This is a genomic window from Paenibacillus sp. cl141a, assembly GCF_900109305.1.
Taxonomy (GTDB): Bacteria; Bacillota; Bacilli; order Paenibacillales; family Paenibacillaceae; genus Paenibacillus_AQ; species Paenibacillus_AQ lautus_A.
In genome coordinates this window covers 503,767-520,248 of the sequence record NZ_FNZO01000001.1, presented here as the reverse complement: position 1 = coordinate 520,248, position 16,482 = coordinate 503,767, and the positions used below count along the sequence as shown (strand labels likewise).

Below are 16,482 nucleotides of genomic sequence, written 5' to 3'. Positions count from 1 at the left end.
AGATCGTGTACGGATGCTTCGGGCTCTAGGCTTGCTGTGTATGGTTTATTTCGCGCTGCCCGGCAGATCGCAAGATCCGTCGGCACACATGCCGTCGTTGCTGTCGGACTCGTTCACCATGACCAGGGGATTCGCTTCACGATAGGCTTTGTCCAGTGCATCCGTGAAGACTTCCAGCGGTTGTGCGCCGGACACGGCATATTTGCCTCCGAGCACGAAGAACGGCACACCCCGAATTCCAAGATTCGTCGCTGCGGCTTCATCTGCGCGTACCTCGGATTGGAAAGCATCGCTTTCAAGCACCGCCATAGCCTGCTCCCGCTCCAGTCCGACCTCCGCCGCCAGATCGGCGAGCAGGTTCTTATCTTCCAGGTTCTCGGCATCCGTGAAATAGGCGCGGAACAGCCGCTCCGTCATGTCTTTCATTTTACCATGCTGCACCGCAAAATGAACCAGTCGGTGAGCATTGAATGAATTGGCAGGGATCACGCGGTCCATGTGGTAGGTAAGTCCAACACTGGCCGCTTGTTGAGTCACGTTGGCATTAGCTGCCTTGGCCTGCTCTATGCTCATGCCGTATTTCGCCGCCAACAACTCGTCCATGGACACCCCGGGCTTATACGACGCATTCGGATCAAGCTCAAAGCTGCGATATACCACTTCAACCTGATCCTTATGAGGGAACTGCTCCAATGCCGATTCGAACCGGCGCTTTCCAATATAACAGAACGGACACATAAAATCCGACCAAATTTCAACTTTCATTTTATTCGCCTCCTAGCGAGCAGGAATACTAACTTACTAATTGTAACCCGCTTTCGCCCTGATATCAACACTACATATGAAAACGGCAATGCTGCACGGTAATCCATGATATGAGCACACGGTAAACAGCCTTCAGCGATGCTTCCTGCTATCTTGTATCCTGGCCTGAATCCAGTCCATCACAACCGCACAGCCAAGCTTCCCCTCCAGGGAGCCGTTCATCACCAAATCCGCATGCCAACGGGTAGGCTCGACATATTGATCATGCCTGTATCGCACAAGCTGCAAATATTCCTGTATCACGCTTTCCTCGCGATGACCCTTCTCCATGAACCGCCGGTTTCTGCGAAGCATTCTTTCATCCGCGGGACAGTCGACGAACAGCTTCAGATCCAGGGAGTTTCGAAGATCCTCGAATTGATACAGAAGAAACCCTTCAATGACGATGACATCATGGTCACCGCAACGGGCGGCTTGTTCTATCTCATCGGTCAGACGCTGGATGTTGACGGCGTCCGGATGGTTAAAATCCTCAAAGATTGTATTCGTAAAGGGCGCTTTAGACATAGGTCTGACGGACTTATAATATTTGTCCATATGAAAGAGCGCCACCCGATACTCGACAAGCTTCTCCTTGAGTTGGAGGCTTAGCGTCGTTTTGCCGCTGCCCGTCCCCCCGCCTATCCCGATCCTTATAGCACGGCCATGATTCATGTTCTCGTTCTTCCTCCGCATTTGGTTCACTGTGTAGACTTCAGTCGTTTATATTGCATTACCAGATAGGCCTGGTTTTTTAAACCTATCCTTATCTGATATTTATATTAAAAAACAGACAGCGTGCCGCCGCCTGTCATTTGTACTTTTTCCAATCCATCTCGCTGTGTTCCAGCAGATATTCAAAATCGTTATCGCGACGCTTCTGTTCCGCCTTGCGTGCAGCTTCCCGTTCCTGCCGCTCCTTCTCCAGCCGCTCGGCTTCAGAGGCCTTTAAAGACTCGGTTGTCGCCTTCAGCTTTGCCAAAACTTGTGGGTCCAGCATATCTTTTAGCGTTGCGGGTTTATCGGCAGTTTCCGTCCGTGGCGCCGGGGACGTTCGTTTCTTTTTTGCCACAAATACTCACCTCGATTTCAATCCATTATACCATCTTAAATGTCGTCTGACATCCGTATCTATTGAAGAGGATTTACGAAAAAGGAGAGCCTGTCGGCTCTCCTTCTCGTTATGTATACTTACTTAAGGGCGATCGATGGGACTTGAACCCACGAATGCCGGAGCCACAATCCGGTGCGTTAACCCCTTCGCCACGACCGCCATGACAATGGACATGTCATCATGCCCGAGATCATAATATATCAGATATTCAGCCGTTTGGCAAATTGTAATTTCTTACATCGCCCCTTGATTTCAACGACGAGTAAATACTATACTTACTTGAACTCCGTCGTCTGACCAAGAGTTCACATACGCTACAACATGATGATTCAGCATAGGGGGTAAGACATTCATGATCTATCATATCGATTACGTCTCAGAGGGATTGCATGTGAAAGGATATCTGGGTCTGCCGCCGCAATTGTCCCTTAATCGCAGCCAGGAGATGTCCGAAACGGTCGACGCCTTACCCGGCGTTACGGTAACCGGCACGCTTGCATGCTCCTTGTATAAGGACCCTGTTCCGGAAGGAGCCTCCGGGTCGATCGAACCTAAGCTGCCGCTGGTCCTGTATTGCCGCGGAGGCATAGGCCGGATCGGCGCGGTCAGGTTGAAATGGGTCGAAGAATTCGCGGCGCAAGGCTATGCCGTGTTTGCTCCGGCCTATCGCGGAAACGAAGGCAGCGAGGGCAGGGATGAGTTTGGGGGTGCCGATACGATGGATGTGATCACCGCCTTGGAATGGTTATCCCGCATTGCATGGATAGACAACAACCGTATGCATCTGCTGGGCTTCTCCCGCGGGGCGATCAATGCTGCCGTGGCAGCCGCCCGGTCATCTCATGTATCCAAAATGATTCTATGGAGCGGCGTCTCCGACCTGGCGCAGACCTACGAGGAACGGATCGATCTGCGCAGAATGATGAAACGCGTCATTGGCGGTACGCCGACCAAGTTTCCGGAACGATACCTTCTTCGGTCCCCGATTCATTATGCGGATCGAATCCGATGCCCTGTCCTGATCGTGCACGGAACGCGGGACGAGCAGGTCCGGGTTGGACACAGCTTCCGGATGCTGGACAAGCTTCAAGAACTGGGACACCAGCCAGAAGCCCACCTGTACGAAGGGCTGGGACATCATTTCCCGCCGCTGCAGCATGCCGCGGCGATCAACCGGATGTTCGACTGGTTGAAGCGAAGTTAAGGCGTAATTAATCTAAAGCTCATGATGATCGGTATCTATCCCCCTATTCCAGCCTAGCAGCCGTATCGATCCAGTATTTGCAATTCCCGTCCGCAATGGAACTGAGTTCCCCATGATTCCATTCTATGATGCGACGGGAAGCCAGATTGGTTTCATCGCAAGTTAGAAGGACCCGGCTTATGTTCTTCTCACAGGCTTTCTTAACGAGCCCCGCCAGCATCTGTTTGCTATATCCATTCCCCCGCTCCGACGGCCTGATGACATACCCGATATGCCCCCCTGACTCCAACAGCTTCTCATTCAAGCGGTGTCTGAGCTTGCCGTAACCTACAGGCTTGCCGTTATGATACAGCCAATAAATCGTCTGGGGAACATACTCATCCGGCAGATTAATGCTTCGTGCCATTTCGTAATTGCGACGGACCTTGGAGGAGAATTCCTCCATGCTGCTGCTATTTAAGCCGTTAACAAAGCCGTTCTCGCCGGAGCCAATCTCCTGGACCATAAACAGCAGACTCTCATCCTCCTTCTCCAGCAGCTCCCTTAATGCTAACGTCAAGGCTATCCCTCCACTTGAAAAATCGAATCCACAATGACAGGCAGCTGATTCCGCAAGGATACCGCGCCGAATACGGATCTGGCATGGATCCCTTGATCCCCGAACACCTCAAGCATCAAGTCCGAGAATCCATTCAACACCATATGATGCTCTTCGTAATCGGTTGTTGCGTTAATGAAGCCCTGAACCTTAACCACCCGCTTCACTTTATCAAGCGATCCCAGGCCTTCCCTCAATACGGCTAAGACTTCGATTCCGGTCAGTCGAGCATATTCGTATCCCTGCTCCGTTGTGTAATGCTCGCCCAATTTGCCCCTTGGCTGCCCGGATGGACCCTTGCCGGAAACATACATCAACCCGTTCACGATGACGTAGTTGGCATACTTGGCTGCCGGCGATCCGGCTTTTGGCAAGGTGATGCCCAGCTGCTGTAAACGTTCCTCCGCACAAACGGTCATTTGATCACTCCTACAGGAAAATCATTCAAATTAAATTTCAATTATTGTATCACGGAATAACCGTTTTACAAGTAAAAAAAGACCAACCCCATTCATCGGGATTGGTCTTGGATGTAACCTGTCTGCTCTTAGATTCGGAACGAATACGAAGCATAACGCTCCGCATTGTCAATCGCCTGCCACACGTCCGTCGTTTCTGCTCCCGGATACCAATAGGCATACCCGGCAATTCGATATTTGGCGGCCATGAGATGTTTCCATGACAGGGAGCGGGAATCCTCGGTCCATATGCGATGCCGGATGCCTCTGCTGCTATAAGCTGCTTCATATTGCGCCACGCTGGCATTCCAAGTTAAGGAAGCCCGGGTCAGACGGATGCGATGTCCCTGTTCAATCAAACTGATATCCGACGAGGACACCGATGAAGCAATCTGCCAATCCCTCGTATAGAGCGGATACGCAATGATGCTCTTCTTAGCCGGCACTTGGGTCAGCAGCTTGCTCAGCGCGGATTCGCTCCATGGCAGCGAGGATACGGAGCCCGCTTTCGGCGAACCGCCCCAGTGCTGGTCATAACTCATGAGCACCATATAGTCCACTAGACTGCCAAGCACCGCATAATCGAAGGCAGCCGTCCAATCCGTATTCAGATCAGGTGAAACATCAATGGATAACTTGGCTCCAAGCCGTTTCATTTCCAGGGATAACTGCGTGATGAAGGCCGTCAGATTCTGCCTGTCCTCAGGCATGACGTTCTCAAAATCGATATTGATCCCATCCAATCGGTAGCGGGATACGCTCGCAGCGATGCTGTCTACGACAGACTTCCGGGACTGCGGACTGCTTAGAACCTGGTGGGTTCCTTCCGCATTCGCGCGGTTGCCCACCATAGCCCACACCTGCCGGCCATTGTTATGTGCCCAATTCAGCAGCTCGATGTCGGTGCTGTCCGAAAGCTTCCCGTTAGACTCCATGTAATACCACCGCGGCACCAGCACATTCAACCCGGCCCGTTTGGCATAGGAGATATATTGCTTGGTCGAGCCATTGTACAACCAGCCCATATGAATATTCGCGGCCGGCTGGCTGTCGATCATGGATTTCACGTTTCCCGATTGAAGGACCCTGTCCAGCAGCATCGCCGTTTCTTCCCGGGTGATCGGGTCCAGCGGTCTGAATTGGCCTTGGCTTCCTTGCAGCCAGCCTGTATTCGTCGCTTGGCCGACCGCACGCCAAGCCCATGCCGCGATCGATTTCGAATCCGTATAGTAGCCGGCGGTATATCCGTTATCGTATCCACTATCCTTCATGGCACGAATAACGATGACCGCGGCTTCCTGTCTTGTGATCGAAGCATTCGGAAAGAACTTGTAGCCGTTCCCCTCCACGATGGATAAATTAAGGCCTGCATGAACCCAGCCATAGTACCAAGCTGAACGGGATACGTCCTGAAAGGCGGGGAGATCGTTCGGAACAGGCTCCATGTTCAGCATTCTGGCAACCATGGCGATAAATTCGGCCCGCGTGACCGGATTTCGCGGCAAAAAAGCTCCTGTGCCATCCCCGCTTACGATGCCTCGCTTGGCCAGACGGTAAATCGCGTCTTTTGCAAAGCTGGTCGAAATATCGTGAAAAGCGGTCGGGCTAGGAGCTTGAGCTGCTGATGCCTGAAGGGGGTTTATAAACGCAGTAAATGACAAAAGGAAACAAAGTGACAGGATATATTTCTTCAAAGGGGCGCCTCGATTCTATCATCTGATATTCTCAGCATATCAGATGATGATAGAATCAGGCATTATGCATTTCTTGGCAATGTGGGCAAACGGTCAAGGATTTAACAAGTTAATACCACCGCGCCTATACCTTCGACTACAAGGGAATCCCGGCTCATTCCCTTCACATGTTCTTCGCCAAACCGAACCTTCCATTCTCCCAACTCGGGTATCGTCAGGGAGGACGGTTTGCGACCGACATAATAGAGCACATAAATATGCTCTGCCGGGTCGCCGCCCGCATGATCGCGAAGCGTGAAAGCAACAGCATGCTCCGGGCACGGCTCGAAATGGAGATGCTTGCGGATCGACGCTGCATCCCTCATTCTGAACGCCGGATGATTCCTGCGCAGCTGAACGAGCCGCTGGATGTACTTCACCCCGTCCTGGTGTTCCGATGCCATTCCCCAATCAAGCCGGTTCACCTCATCGCTGGCATTGTAGCTGTTCTCCACACCGTTCTTGGAGCGATAATACTCTTGGCCGGCGTGCAGAAAAGGAATGCCTTGACTGGTAAGAATCATGGCCGATGACAACCGGTGCATATCGCGGCGAACGGCATCCGACTCCCCATCCGTAGACAGCATGATTTTATCCCACAGGGTATGGTTATCGTGACACTCCACATAATTCACGCACTGATCCGGCTCGGAAGCAAACGCCTTGATATCTTGGGAATACGGAATGCCGCCCACGATGCCTTGTTTCACCTTGTTTTGATATCCGACGCCGCCGCTCACAAAGCCTTTATAATCATAATGAAAGATATCCCCTTTAACTGCGTCACGGAAACCATCGTTAAAGTGCGCGATTCGCGGCATCAAGGCCGCTTGCAACTGATTCGCCCGTTTCTTCTCGTCCAGCTCGGTATTCATGACCCAGCCTTCGCCGATCGTCATGATGGAAGGATCGATTTCGTCCAGGCGCGCACGGATTTCATTCATCGTCTGCACATCCAGCAATCCCATCAGGTCAAAGCGGAAACCGTCCACCCGATACTCCTTCACCCAATGCAGGACGGATTCCACAATGAACTTCCGCATCATCGGACGCTCGGATGCCGTGTCATTGCCGCACCCGGATCCGTTGGAGAATTTGCCGTCTTTTGTGTAGCGGAGATAATATCCCGGCACCAGCTTCGTAAAGTTGACCAAATACCCGTCATAAACGTGGTTATACACCACGTCCATGATGACCCGCAGGCCTTGTTCATGGAAGGTCTGAATCAGCTCCTTCAATTCACGGATCCGAATCTCCGGCACATACGGATCGGTAGCATACGAGCCTTCAGGAGCATTGTAGTTCTTCGGGTCGTACCCCCAGTTGTACTGAGGCTCATGCAGCCTGGTCTCATCCACGCTTTCCGTGGCAAAATCATAAATCGGCAGCAGTTCCACATGCGTGGCCCCGAGCTCCACGATATGATCAAGTCCTGTACGAATCCCTCCCGGCCCCCGGGTACCCGTCTCCGTCAGACCTTTAAACTTGCCCTTGAACTCCACTCCGCTGTCCGGATGAATGGTGTAATCACGAACATGCAGTTCATAGATAACGGCATCCAGCGGGCTTTGGAACGGCGGCTTCTCGTCTGTCCAACGCTCGGGATCGGTCCCTGCCATATCCACGATGTAAGCCCGATCGCCATTGACGCCTACGGCTGCCGCGTAGGGATCGACTGCTTCATTCCATTGATCCCCGATGAGCACCTGGTAGGTGTAGAACATCCCATGAAGATTCTCTTCTATTTTCAGCAGCCAGGTTCCCTTCACGTCCCGCGTCATCGGGAAACGCCGGGCTTCTGACGTCTTCCAATCCGGGTACAGCAGCACGTAGGCCTCGGTGGCCGTGGGTGCCCACAGGCGAAACTTGGATTCTTGGGCTTGGTAGGTTAACCCCAAGTCGGTTCCGTCATAATAAAACAGCTTGTCAAATTCCTTATCAAAAACGGAGACGCCCCCGGTTACCGCGGGATCCCCGTAGTGAATAACAGCGTTGCTTTCTTTTTGTACCGACAAGATGTTCACTCCTCATTTAGGCTTCCGGTCAAGTTGCAGTCCTTCCACTTCTTCTTTCGTAATGGTACGGTTTCCATAGCGGGCTTCCTCGTACAGCTCGATCAAGGACTGCGGAACGCGATCCTTCCGTCCGTCCCATTCCTTAAGATCGTTTTCGGTCTCCCGCGGTGTAAATGACGCTTTCCAATTATAGCCTTCCCTGATGCTTCGGGAAAGTATCAAACGATACATTTGTCGGATTTTCTCATTCAGATGTTCCGGGCCATCTCCTTCCCGATGCTTTCCGCCGATACGCACGCCGGACAACAGCCGTCGCAGCCGCTTGGATGCCGGGTCATGCTCTATATTCTCCACTTCGTCTTCATAGCCCAGCTGGGGCTGGACATTCTGCCTGTTCATCATCCTGTTCATCCACGCGGAGAATTTTCTGTAGAGACTGGGCAGCACTTTACCAAACCGGAACAGAACGTATAGCATGCCGATCCCGATCACGGTGAACACGCCATAAATCAGCACTTGCTCCAGAACTTTCATCCACTGGCTGGGCGGCTTGGTTTCTTCATCGAGAAACGGCATCTCGGGAGGAGGTTCCGACATTGAAGGCGGCTCCGGCACTTGCTCTGCACCCGAGCTGAACCATCCGGAGATCCAGGCGGCGATCCCCCTCGCCATATCGGAGACCCACTGCTGCAGCTGGGGAAGAAAAGCGACCAGCGCAATAAGGATCAGCAAAACGATGATAAACCAGCGATTGTAGCGCAGCACGCGCCGTTCCAGCACGGGCTGGTCATTGCCTGGCAGCGTTTCGTCCAGCACGTATTGCCGGTTGACGATCAGCAGGGTCAATCCTAACGCAGCCGCTCCCATCCAGGTCAGAGACAATATTCCGTCGCGGAAGGAGTCCATGAAACTGAGAAAAAAGCTGCTGACCCCGTACAGAATCAACCCGATTAGGAAGTATGTTCCCGGGAACATCAATTTCCAGTTCACCTGCTCCATCCGGCTTCCGCGAATACTGGCAATAAACAACAGCGGGATAACGTAAGCAAGGGCGATATCAACCCCTACAAAGGCAACGGATACAGCAACGGAAACCAGGCAAGCCCATACGAACGCTTTGAACTGACGATCCATGTTGAACCAATGTGCACCTGCGTAGCCCAGGACGTACCCGCCTAAGACCAGGGCGGGCCATATCCATCGGTACGATTCAGGCAGCAGATAGAATGCCGGAATGAAGAGCACCGGGAAATACAATACGCACTCCACCAATCCCTGCAAAAAAGCCCTTATGAATCCGGAGCCTCGACCGGTCATGCGGACACCTCCTTCGCGGGGGACGGCACGTCGCGGAGAAGGAATACCTGGATCGTGTGCCCGTTATCCCGGAATCGCTGAAACATCTCTTCCAGCCTGGGACTGACGTAAGTGCTCAGAATGAGGATATCTTTAGCTTCTTCATGCCGCGACAGCTCGTGGGCCAAATAATCATGAAAAGAAAGCCGGCGGGTCAGCTCCAGTCTGGCCAGCATTTCGAATATCAGCTCCTGCTGCATCATGCCGCCTGCGACCGGAACAAATGCTTCATCGCTTGAATCCTCGCCAAGGGTTCCATTGGTCCCCATCCCGATCTCCATACCCTGTGACAATAAATGCGCCGTAATGCCGGCAGCCAGGCGGATGCCATACTCAATGGCCTCCGGACGCGTTGCCTTGCTCCACATCTGCTCATGATCTTCAATATTCAAATAGATGAAGAGCCGGCTGTCCGCGGTCGTATCCCGCCTGTGAACCTGCAGGGTTCCCGTCCGTGCAGTCGCTTTCCATTGGATATCCTTCAGCGGATCACCGTCCCGATATTCGCGAACGCCCGATATCAGGAACGGATCCTCCATGATCCATCTGCGGACCAGCATCTCCCCCATCCAGGTCTGAACCGGCAGCTCCATGTCCGACGCATCCATCGGCATCGGATACACGATAATTCCGCCGGACAGGGTCTTGCTCTGGACAACCGACTCCATGCCGACCAAATCCCCTGTCGTCATCGATACCGTTCCCAGCTTGTACAAACCTCTTCGTTTCGCGGTAATTCGATGTCTTCGAAGAATCTTGGTCCACGGCAGCAGACTGAAGAAGCTCTTATGGTTCTGATTGAATTGCCCCTCGCTGATGTCCAGGTTCAATTGGTTATCGAACGCCAGACCCGAGCGGAACTGGGATTCTACCCGAAGCCAGGGCACCGGCAGCGCTTTACGGTTCTCGATGATTTCGATCAATTCCACGGAATCTCCCTCATAGCAGGTCGATACCTTGAAGGAACGGCTGTAGTTCAGCTTTTGGAGTGCCGTCCGTTTGAAAATCTTGCCCTGCACGACTACAACTACAGCAGCGATTAACAATATCCAGTAGGCTCCCATCGCCATCGCCCCCTACGACGAGATGCCTTCTTCTGTCGGTACGGCAACCTGCTGCAGCAATCGTTGGATCACTTCTTCTGACGCAGTCGCGCCGCCGCGGTTGTGGAGCGTCCCCCGCAGCTTCAAGCGGTGCGCCCACGTCGGCACGGCGAGCTCCTTCACGTCATCAGGCGTAACGAACTCTCTACCGTTCAGGACGGCCTGTACCTGCACCGCCTTCAATAATGCCTGGCAGCCCCTCGGGCTTACGCCGGAGGCGACGGCTTCATCCCGTCTCGAATGCTCGGAAAGTTCGACTATATAAGCCAACATCTCATCGCTGACATGTACTTTGCTGACGATATGCCTGGCTTGTACGATGCTGTCGGACGCTGCGATGGCCGTCAGGGATTCCAGCGGCTGTTCGTCTTTGAAGCGCTTCAAAATATTCACGCTTTCCTCCGAGGTAGGATACCCCATGTTCAGTTTGAATAAAAAGCGGTCCAGCTGTGCCTCCGGCAGCGGAAACGTTCCTTGCTGCTCCAGCGGGTTCTGCGTGGCGATGACCAGAAACGGTTCTTTCAGTTGATGGGTTACTCCGTCGATGCTGATCTGGCGCTCCTCCATGCACTCGAGCAGGCTGGACTGCGTACGAGGCGTGGCTCTGTTGATTTCATCAGCGAGCAGGATATTGGTGAACAGCGGACCGGGACGGAATTCAAACGTCGCGGATTGTTGATTATAGAAATAAATGCCGCTCAGATCGGACGGCAGCAAATCCGGCGTAAACTGTACTCGCTTAAACGTGCAATCAATCGACCTGGAGATGGATTTGGCCAACAGCGTCTTCCCGGTTCCCGGAACATCTTCCAGCAGTACATGACCCGATGTGACCATGGCAATAAACAATCTGTCAATCAGCTGCTCCTTGCCTACCATAACTTTGGAAACGTTTGCCCGAATGTCGTCGGCAAGACGTCGGACGCCCTGATAATCTGTAATGATTGTAACCACCCCTTATGTAGTTTAACTTAACAACAAAGTTCGTCACGCCATCCCATAATTCCTGTTATTCGGGACAAAATAAGCCAAGTTTGGCCAAGCCTTCAATGACCAGGGTGCGCCTCCTCCAATAACGCCAAGAAGCCGTCCAAGGACGGCTCCCGGGAAATCACCCTCAGTAGGGGATACTCTTGCCGTGTTGTATTAGCCGATAAAATGAAGCCCCTTTTATTCTGACGGCCTGTTTTCCTCGGCGGAATCCGAGCCGCTTTCCGGAATCAACAGTTTAGCCAACTCCGATTCCGCCTGCTCGCGGCTGTCGATCCGGATGTCGATATAATGCTTGACCTCAGGCGCCTTTGCATAAAACGGTTCCAGAGAGGCAACCCATTTCTTATAGTCCGGGTGCCCGCGGAAGCCGATCAGGTGATCCTTAATGCCGCTCCAGCGGACAAGGAATATATATTCATCCCGGTTCTCCACGCACTTGTGAAGTTCATGGCCTACATACCCCTTTTTGGATAACAATACGCCGGAAGCCTCCCGAAAGGCACTTTCGAATTCGCTTGCCAGCCCAGATTTAATATAAAGAATGGCTGATTCCAGTATCATAACGTTCCCCCTCTTTCGACATCGATTCGATCAACGGTAAGGCAGCGCTTCAGACTTCGCAGCACCAGGCTATGAAAACAAGTAGGTGCAGTCAAGTATATGCTGGTATAATGAGAAGAATGAATATACGAATGAGGATGAGACTAACATGGCATTCGGCATCTCGAAGCAGGAATTACAGCAATGGAAACAGAAAGTCGCCAAAGGCGATATCGCGTTTTTAACCCATTATTGGTACGATAAGCGGTTTCCGGAGTTTCATACCGTAACCAAAGTAGGCTGCTCGGATATTTCGCGCCTGAAGGACTGGTGCATATCCAATGGATTAAATCCGCAGTATATCCATCACCGCCAGCCATACCCGCATTTTGACCTGATCGGTCCCAAGCAAACGGAATTGCTGCAAAAATATAAACTCGAAGATCATATCACGAGATTCGGTCTGTCATAACGTCTAGTCTCTCGACTTGAATTCAAGGTGACAGTCCGCTGATAGCACAGAAAACCCGCCTTGATCCACGGTATCGCTCCTTACGTCCCGTGCCCGATCAGGCGGGTTCTTTAGTTATCATGTCATGGCCTGGACCATGCGAATATTCCAGCCTGACTCCTAACATTATGTTACGGCTTGGCTTGTCATCTTTTTCAGCGTTTTATGGATCCAGATCGCAGCCGTTGCGCCTTCCCCCATCGCCACGGTGGTTAATTCGGAATGGACGCCCAGGTCGCCTGCAGCCCACAGCAGTTCGACACTCGTCATTTTGGATCGGGGATCGGTCTTCACATGCCGGTTGTGCTCCAGTTCCGCCCCCAACTGCTCGGCCAATTCGGAATAGATCATGTTCCCTCCAAAGGAAATGAAACCGCGCTCGGCGCGTATGATGCTGCCGTCTTCCAGCACGACAGCCGATAGGATGCCGCCTTCCTCCTGAATTTCGGTTACTCTTTTCTCTATATACGGAATCCCAAGATTCACTAACTGCGTCATGTTCTCGGACGAAGCCGGCTGTCCCTCATGATCGACATAGATGATTTCCTTCGCCCGCTCGGACAACAAGATGGCCATACTGGCACCGGGATCGCCTGATCCCAGCACAACGGTTTTTCGATCCTGAATTTCATATCCATCGCAATCGGGACATACAAAAACGGATGTGCCCAGCGTAGACATCAGGCCCGGCAGCTTGGGAAAGCGGTCCATCAAGCCTGTTGCAAGCAGCATGCTTTTTGCCCTGTACCTGGTTCCGTCTTTTCCGGTTAACACAAAACACTTCGCTTCATCCCGTTCGGCCTTCCGTATATCATCGGCTGCAAACGCAACGCCCACGGCCTCCGCCTGCTTCCGCCCTCGCTGTCTGAGCTCTTCACCGGACACCCCTTCCGGCCATCCTAGTATGTTGCGGTAGCTCTTGCAGATGGTGGAACGCCCCGTTCCCCGGTCGATGACCAGTACATCGTAGGCCGAATACCGTCCCAGTTGTATAGCTGCCTGCAGACCTGCAATTCCGCCGCCAACAATAATGCAATCTTTCACGTCGCTGTCCATCATGTAGGTTTATCCACTCATTTCTGTATCGAATTAAGAGCTAAAAACTCTTGTGATCAACGCATGCTTCCCGAATAGAGATACACCCTAATATTTAACCAATCCGATGCGATTTACTCCTAATCGATCAAATAACCCCCGGCACACCGTGCCGAGGGCTATTCAATAAGGCCTTCACAGGAGAAACTGTCCTGCTAATGCGCCAATGATGACAACAAGCCACGGGGGACTCTTCCAGAACATCAGCATCCCGAACAGTCCCGCGCCGATCACAAATTCAAGCGGGCCGTGGATGGAGGAAGTCCATATGGGATGGTACAAAGCGGCCAGCAGAATTCCGACCACAGCCGCGTTCATGCCTGTCAGCATGCCCTGCAGTTTCGGGTTTCTTCTGACGCCATTCCAGAATGGCATGGCTCCTACCATGAGCAGAAATCCGGGCAGAAAGATGGCAAGCGTGGCAACGATGCCCCCGGGTATTCCCTGAATCAGGACCCCAAGATAAGCGGCAAATGTAAACAACGGGCCAGGAACCGCTTGTGTCGCCCCGTAACCGGTTAGAAAATCCTCTTTAGATATCCATCCGTTCAGTACCGTCTCGCTCTCCAGCAGCGGAAGAACGACATGCCCTCCGCCGAATACAAGCGATCCGGCACGGTAGAAGCTGTCCACAATGGCTACCCATCCATTATCGGTGATCCCTTTAAGGAGCGGGAGACCTACCAACAGAACGACAAACGCTCCCAGGCAAAAGAGTCCGGCGCTCCGTCCGATCGGCATTTTCATCTCGGGTGTTGCCTCTTCGTTTGCTTGACGCTTGAACAGCCACAATCCCGATAGGCCGGCAAGAGCGATCACCGTCACTTGAGACACGGGACTCTGCCACAGCAGCACGACTGCCATGGCGATTAACGCTACAGCCGCCCGGGCAGGGCCTGATGCCAGCTTTCCTGCCATTCCGAGCACCGCTTGCGCTACGATGGCTACCGCGACGATTTTAAGTCCCTGAATCCAGCCTGCCGAGCCGGGATCGAAGGTTTGCATGAGATAGGCAAAAATCATAAGCATGAGCACGGACGGCAGCGTGAAGCCGAGCCAGGCGACAAGTCCGCCCCAGAGTCCGGCTCTCATAACCCCAACGCCAATGCCTACCTGGCTGCTGGCAGGTCCGGGAAGGAACTGGGCCAAGGCCACTAGATCCGCGTAGCTTTTCTCATCCAGCCATTGTTTCCGCCGTACATAGGTCTGGTGGAAGTATCCGAGATGGGCAATCGGCCCGCCAAAAGAAGTAAGTCCCAGCTGCAGAGCAGTCCACCAGGTTTCGCCGAGCGCACGCCATCTTCCAGACGGTTGTCTGTTGCCAACCTGAGACTGTGTTTGCTCTTTATCTGTCTGTAGATTCAAGATACCATCACTCCCCGTTTGCTTGATGTAAAGTAATAGAACTCTTAACCCGTTCAGTCTTAAGGATACAGATCATCTTTATCAAATTTCAGAGTATACCATATTCTCATGATCAATCTACCCATTTATGTAAACGTAATGTAAAATTTTCAGAACCTTTGAGTGCTATCGTTCGAAAGTCCGCACATGCATTAAAAAAGAGCGACCCAACTGGAGTATCTCCATGGATCGCTCTTCATATTGTTCTTATAGCAAGATGTATCACCAGATGCTGACTTCTGCAGCTTTAAGCCTCCGTCTTCGTTTCGTCCGGAACGGACAGATAACCTGGCTTCGCTGCCCCAAAACCAAAGAAGAACAACACCACGACAACGGCGGACAGCACCGTCAGAGGCACCTTCCATCCTCCCGTTGCGTCATGCAGGAACCCGATCAGCATCGGACCGACGGCAGCCAGCAAATAACCCAGCGACTGGGCCATGCCGGATAACGCGGCGGCTTCGTGGGCCGTTTTGGTACGAAGGGTGAAGAACATCAGGGACAAACTGAAATTCGCCCCGCCCGAAATACCTACCAGCATCACCCATAGGAGATTCATCGAAGACATGCCGGATAACAAACCGGCATAACCGATCAGCATGGACAATGCAGAGATCGTTACCAGTACACGCTGGTTCGGATTCCGGCCGGCCAAGACAGGAATGATGAAGGAAAATGGCAGGCTGACAAATTGGAGAATCGAGAGCATCCATCCTGCGGCACCGTAATCCATGCCTTGGCTTCTCAGAATCTCGGGCAGCCATGAGATGTTCACGTAGAACGTAAACGATTGAAGCCCCATAAATAAAGTAATATACCAAGCAAGCGGCGACTTCAGCACGTTCTGCTGCTTTCCGGCAGCCGAACTGACCTCAGCGGTCTTTCCGGAACTGCGGCGCTGGATCAGCCATACGATCATCGCCAATAAGGACAAGGATCCCCAAATTAACAGGGAGCCCTGCCAACCAAGCCCGGCTTGGGTAGCCAGCGGAATGCTGACCCCCGATGCAATCGCGGCGAGCAGGTTCATCGAGGCAGAGTAGGTGCCTGTCATCAAACCGATATGGCGCGGGAAGTCCCGCTTGACCAGACTCGGGAGCAGCACGTTCCCGACGGCTATGGCCATCCCTAGGAATGCGGTACCTATCAACAGCGTATAGGGAGACGATATCGAGCGTATGCCGATGCCGAAAGTCAGCACGACCATGCTCAGCAGAAGGGCTGTCTCCAGCCCCCATTTTTTGGCCATGGCCGGCGCCATCGGCGATAGTAAAGCAAAGGCTAATAGCGGCAGCGTTGTCAGCATGCCTGCCAATGTGTTCGAAATCCCCGTATCCTCTCGAATAATTCCGATCAGCGGACCTACCGAAGTAATCGCCGCCCTGAGGTTAATGGCAATAAGGATAATGCCTGCAAAGATCAACCATGTGCGCCCTGTGGAATTGGTGTTTGGATCTATCGATGTTCTTGATGTCATGACATGGACTCCTTACTTTTCATCCGATATGTAAAAATAAACTTATCCGAGTTTATCACAAACCCGGACTTTAGGCC

Annotated in this window: 16 protein-coding genes and 1 tRNA gene; 2 read left to right on the top strand and 15 right to left on the bottom strand. The window is 52.6% G+C overall.

What is annotated here, in order from left to right:
* Positions 1–45 precede the first annotated feature (45 nt).
* The 4 genes from BMX45_RS02470 to BMX45_RS02455 all read right to left on the bottom strand — a co-directional run bounded on the left by BMX45_RS02470 (position 46) and on the right by BMX45_RS02455 (position 2,077).
* Positions 46–765: a DsbA family oxidoreductase gene (locus BMX45_RS02470; RefSeq protein WP_090908334.1), complete on the bottom strand. Its 720-nt coding sequence runs from the start codon at positions 763–765 to the stop codon at positions 46–48.
* Between the two features lie 132 nt (positions 766–897).
* On the bottom strand, positions 898–1,479 hold the full coding sequence (locus BMX45_RS02465; RefSeq protein WP_009590685.1) for an AAA family ATPase: 582 nt from the start codon (positions 1,477–1,479) through the stop codon (positions 898–900).
* Between the two features lie 136 nt (positions 1,480–1,615).
* The gene (locus BMX45_RS02460) at positions 1,616–1,876 is read right to left on the bottom strand and encodes a YqkE family protein (RefSeq protein WP_015736189.1); all 261 of its coding nucleotides are present in this window, start codon (positions 1,874–1,876) and stop codon (positions 1,616–1,618) included.
* A gap of 128 nt (positions 1,877–2,004) precedes the next feature.
* Positions 2,005–2,077, bottom strand: a tRNA-His gene (locus tag BMX45_RS02455).
* Between the two features lie 193 nt (positions 2,078–2,270).
* Between BMX45_RS02455 and BMX45_RS02450 the strand changes: the two genes are divergently transcribed.
* Entirely contained in the window at positions 2,271–3,122 is an 852-nt protein-coding gene (locus tag BMX45_RS02450) for an alpha/beta hydrolase family protein (RefSeq protein ID WP_090908333.1), read from the top strand.
* Positions 3,123–3,165: 43 nt separating this feature from the next.
* Here the strand turns inward: BMX45_RS02450 and BMX45_RS02445 are convergent, their stop codons facing one another.
* The 8 genes from BMX45_RS02445 to BMX45_RS02410 all read right to left on the bottom strand — a co-directional run bounded on the left by BMX45_RS02445 (position 3,166) and on the right by BMX45_RS02410 (position 11,939).
* The gene (locus BMX45_RS02445) at positions 3,166–3,681 is read right to left on the bottom strand and encodes a GNAT family N-acetyltransferase (RefSeq protein WP_090908332.1); all 516 of its coding nucleotides are present in this window, start codon (positions 3,679–3,681) and stop codon (positions 3,166–3,168) included.
* Positions 3,682–3,683: 2 nt separating this feature from the next.
* On the bottom strand, positions 3,684–4,139 hold the full coding sequence (locus BMX45_RS02440; RefSeq protein WP_090908331.1) for a RidA family protein: 456 nt from the start codon (positions 4,137–4,139) through the stop codon (positions 3,684–3,686).
* Between the two features lie 128 nt (positions 4,140–4,267).
* The gene (locus BMX45_RS02435; protein WP_254777921.1) at positions 4,268–5,839 is read right to left on the bottom strand and encodes an S-layer homology domain-containing protein; all 1,572 of its coding nucleotides are present in this window, start codon (positions 5,837–5,839) and stop codon (positions 4,268–4,270) included.
* A 134-nt stretch (positions 5,840–5,973) separates the two neighbouring features.
* A complete protein-coding gene (pulA, locus tag BMX45_RS02430; protein ID WP_090908329.1) occupies positions 5,974–7,926 on the bottom strand; it encodes a type I pullulanase in 1,953 nt (650 codons plus the stop codon).
* A 12-nt stretch (positions 7,927–7,938) separates the two neighbouring features.
* Entirely contained in the window at positions 7,939–9,243 is a 1,305-nt protein-coding gene (locus tag BMX45_RS02425) for a DUF4129 domain-containing protein (RefSeq protein WP_090908328.1), read from the bottom strand.
* Positions 9,240–10,346, bottom strand: coding sequence for a DUF58 domain-containing protein (locus BMX45_RS02420; RefSeq protein WP_090908327.1), 1,107 nt, complete (start codon positions 10,344–10,346; stop codon positions 9,240–9,242). Before BMX45_RS02420 ends, BMX45_RS02425 begins: the two co-directional genes overlap by 4 nt.
* Before the next feature lie 12 nt (positions 10,347–10,358).
* Entirely contained in the window at positions 10,359–11,339 is a 981-nt protein-coding gene (locus BMX45_RS02415; protein WP_090908326.1) for an AAA family ATPase, read from the bottom strand.
* Positions 11,340–11,555: 216 nt separating this feature from the next.
* Positions 11,556–11,939, bottom strand: coding sequence for an antibiotic biosynthesis monooxygenase family protein (locus tag BMX45_RS02410; RefSeq protein WP_090908325.1), 384 nt, complete (start codon positions 11,937–11,939; stop codon positions 11,556–11,558).
* Positions 11,940–12,087: 148 nt separating this feature from the next.
* Between BMX45_RS02410 and BMX45_RS02405 the strand changes: the two genes are divergently transcribed.
* On the top strand, positions 12,088–12,390 hold the full coding sequence (locus BMX45_RS02405; RefSeq protein ID WP_090908324.1) for a hypothetical protein: 303 nt from the start codon (positions 12,088–12,090) through the stop codon (positions 12,388–12,390).
* 165 nt (positions 12,391–12,555) lie between these two features.
* Here BMX45_RS02405 and BMX45_RS02400 read toward each other — a convergent pair whose 3' ends face one another.
* From BMX45_RS02400 to BMX45_RS02390, 3 genes are all read right to left on the bottom strand, one after another.
* A complete protein-coding gene (locus BMX45_RS02400) occupies positions 12,556–13,488 on the bottom strand; it encodes an NAD(P)/FAD-dependent oxidoreductase (protein ID WP_090908323.1) in 933 nt (310 codons plus the stop codon).
* A 171-nt stretch (positions 13,489–13,659) separates the two neighbouring features.
* A complete protein-coding gene (locus BMX45_RS02395; protein ID WP_090908322.1) occupies positions 13,660–14,889 on the bottom strand; it encodes a chromate transporter in 1,230 nt (409 codons plus the stop codon).
* A gap of 286 nt (positions 14,890–15,175) precedes the next feature.
* Entirely contained in the window at positions 15,176–16,405 is a 1,230-nt protein-coding gene (locus BMX45_RS02390; protein WP_090908321.1) for a CynX/NimT family MFS transporter, read from the bottom strand.
* Positions 16,406–16,482: the final 77 nt, after the last annotated feature.

Coding starts and splice junctions, on each gene's coding strand:
- BMX45_RS02470 (WP_090908334.1), bottom strand. CDS start 765: ATGAAAGTTGAAATTTGGTCGGATTTTATGTGTCCGTTCTGTTATATT.
- BMX45_RS02465 (WP_009590685.1), bottom strand. CDS start 1,479: ATGAATCATGGCCGTGCTATAAGGATCGGGATAGGCGGGGGGACGGGC.
- BMX45_RS02450 (WP_090908333.1), top strand. CDS start 2,271: ATGATCTATCATATCGATTACGTCTCAGAGGGATTGCATGTGAAAGGA.
- BMX45_RS02440 (WP_090908331.1), bottom strand. CDS start 4,139: ATGACCGTTTGTGCGGAGGAACGTTTACAGCAGCTGGGCATCACCTTG.
- BMX45_RS02425 (WP_090908328.1), bottom strand. CDS start 9,243: ATGACCGGTCGAGGCTCCGGATTCATAAGGGCTTTTTTGCAGGGATTG.
- BMX45_RS02420 (WP_090908327.1), bottom strand. CDS start 10,346: ATGGGAGCCTACTGGATATTGTTAATCGCTGCTGTAGTTGTAGTCGTG.
- BMX45_RS02410 (WP_090908325.1), bottom strand. CDS start 11,939: ATGATACTGGAATCAGCCATTCTTTATATTAAATCTGGGCTGGCAAGC.
- BMX45_RS02405 (WP_090908324.1), top strand. CDS start 12,088: ATGGCATTCGGCATCTCGAAGCAGGAATTACAGCAATGGAAACAGAAA.
- BMX45_RS02400 (WP_090908323.1), bottom strand. CDS start 13,488: ATGATGGACAGCGACGTGAAAGATTGCATTATTGTTGGCGGCGGAATT.
- BMX45_RS02390 (WP_090908321.1), bottom strand. CDS start 16,405: ATGACATCAAGAACATCGATAGATCCAAACACCAATTCCACAGGGCGC.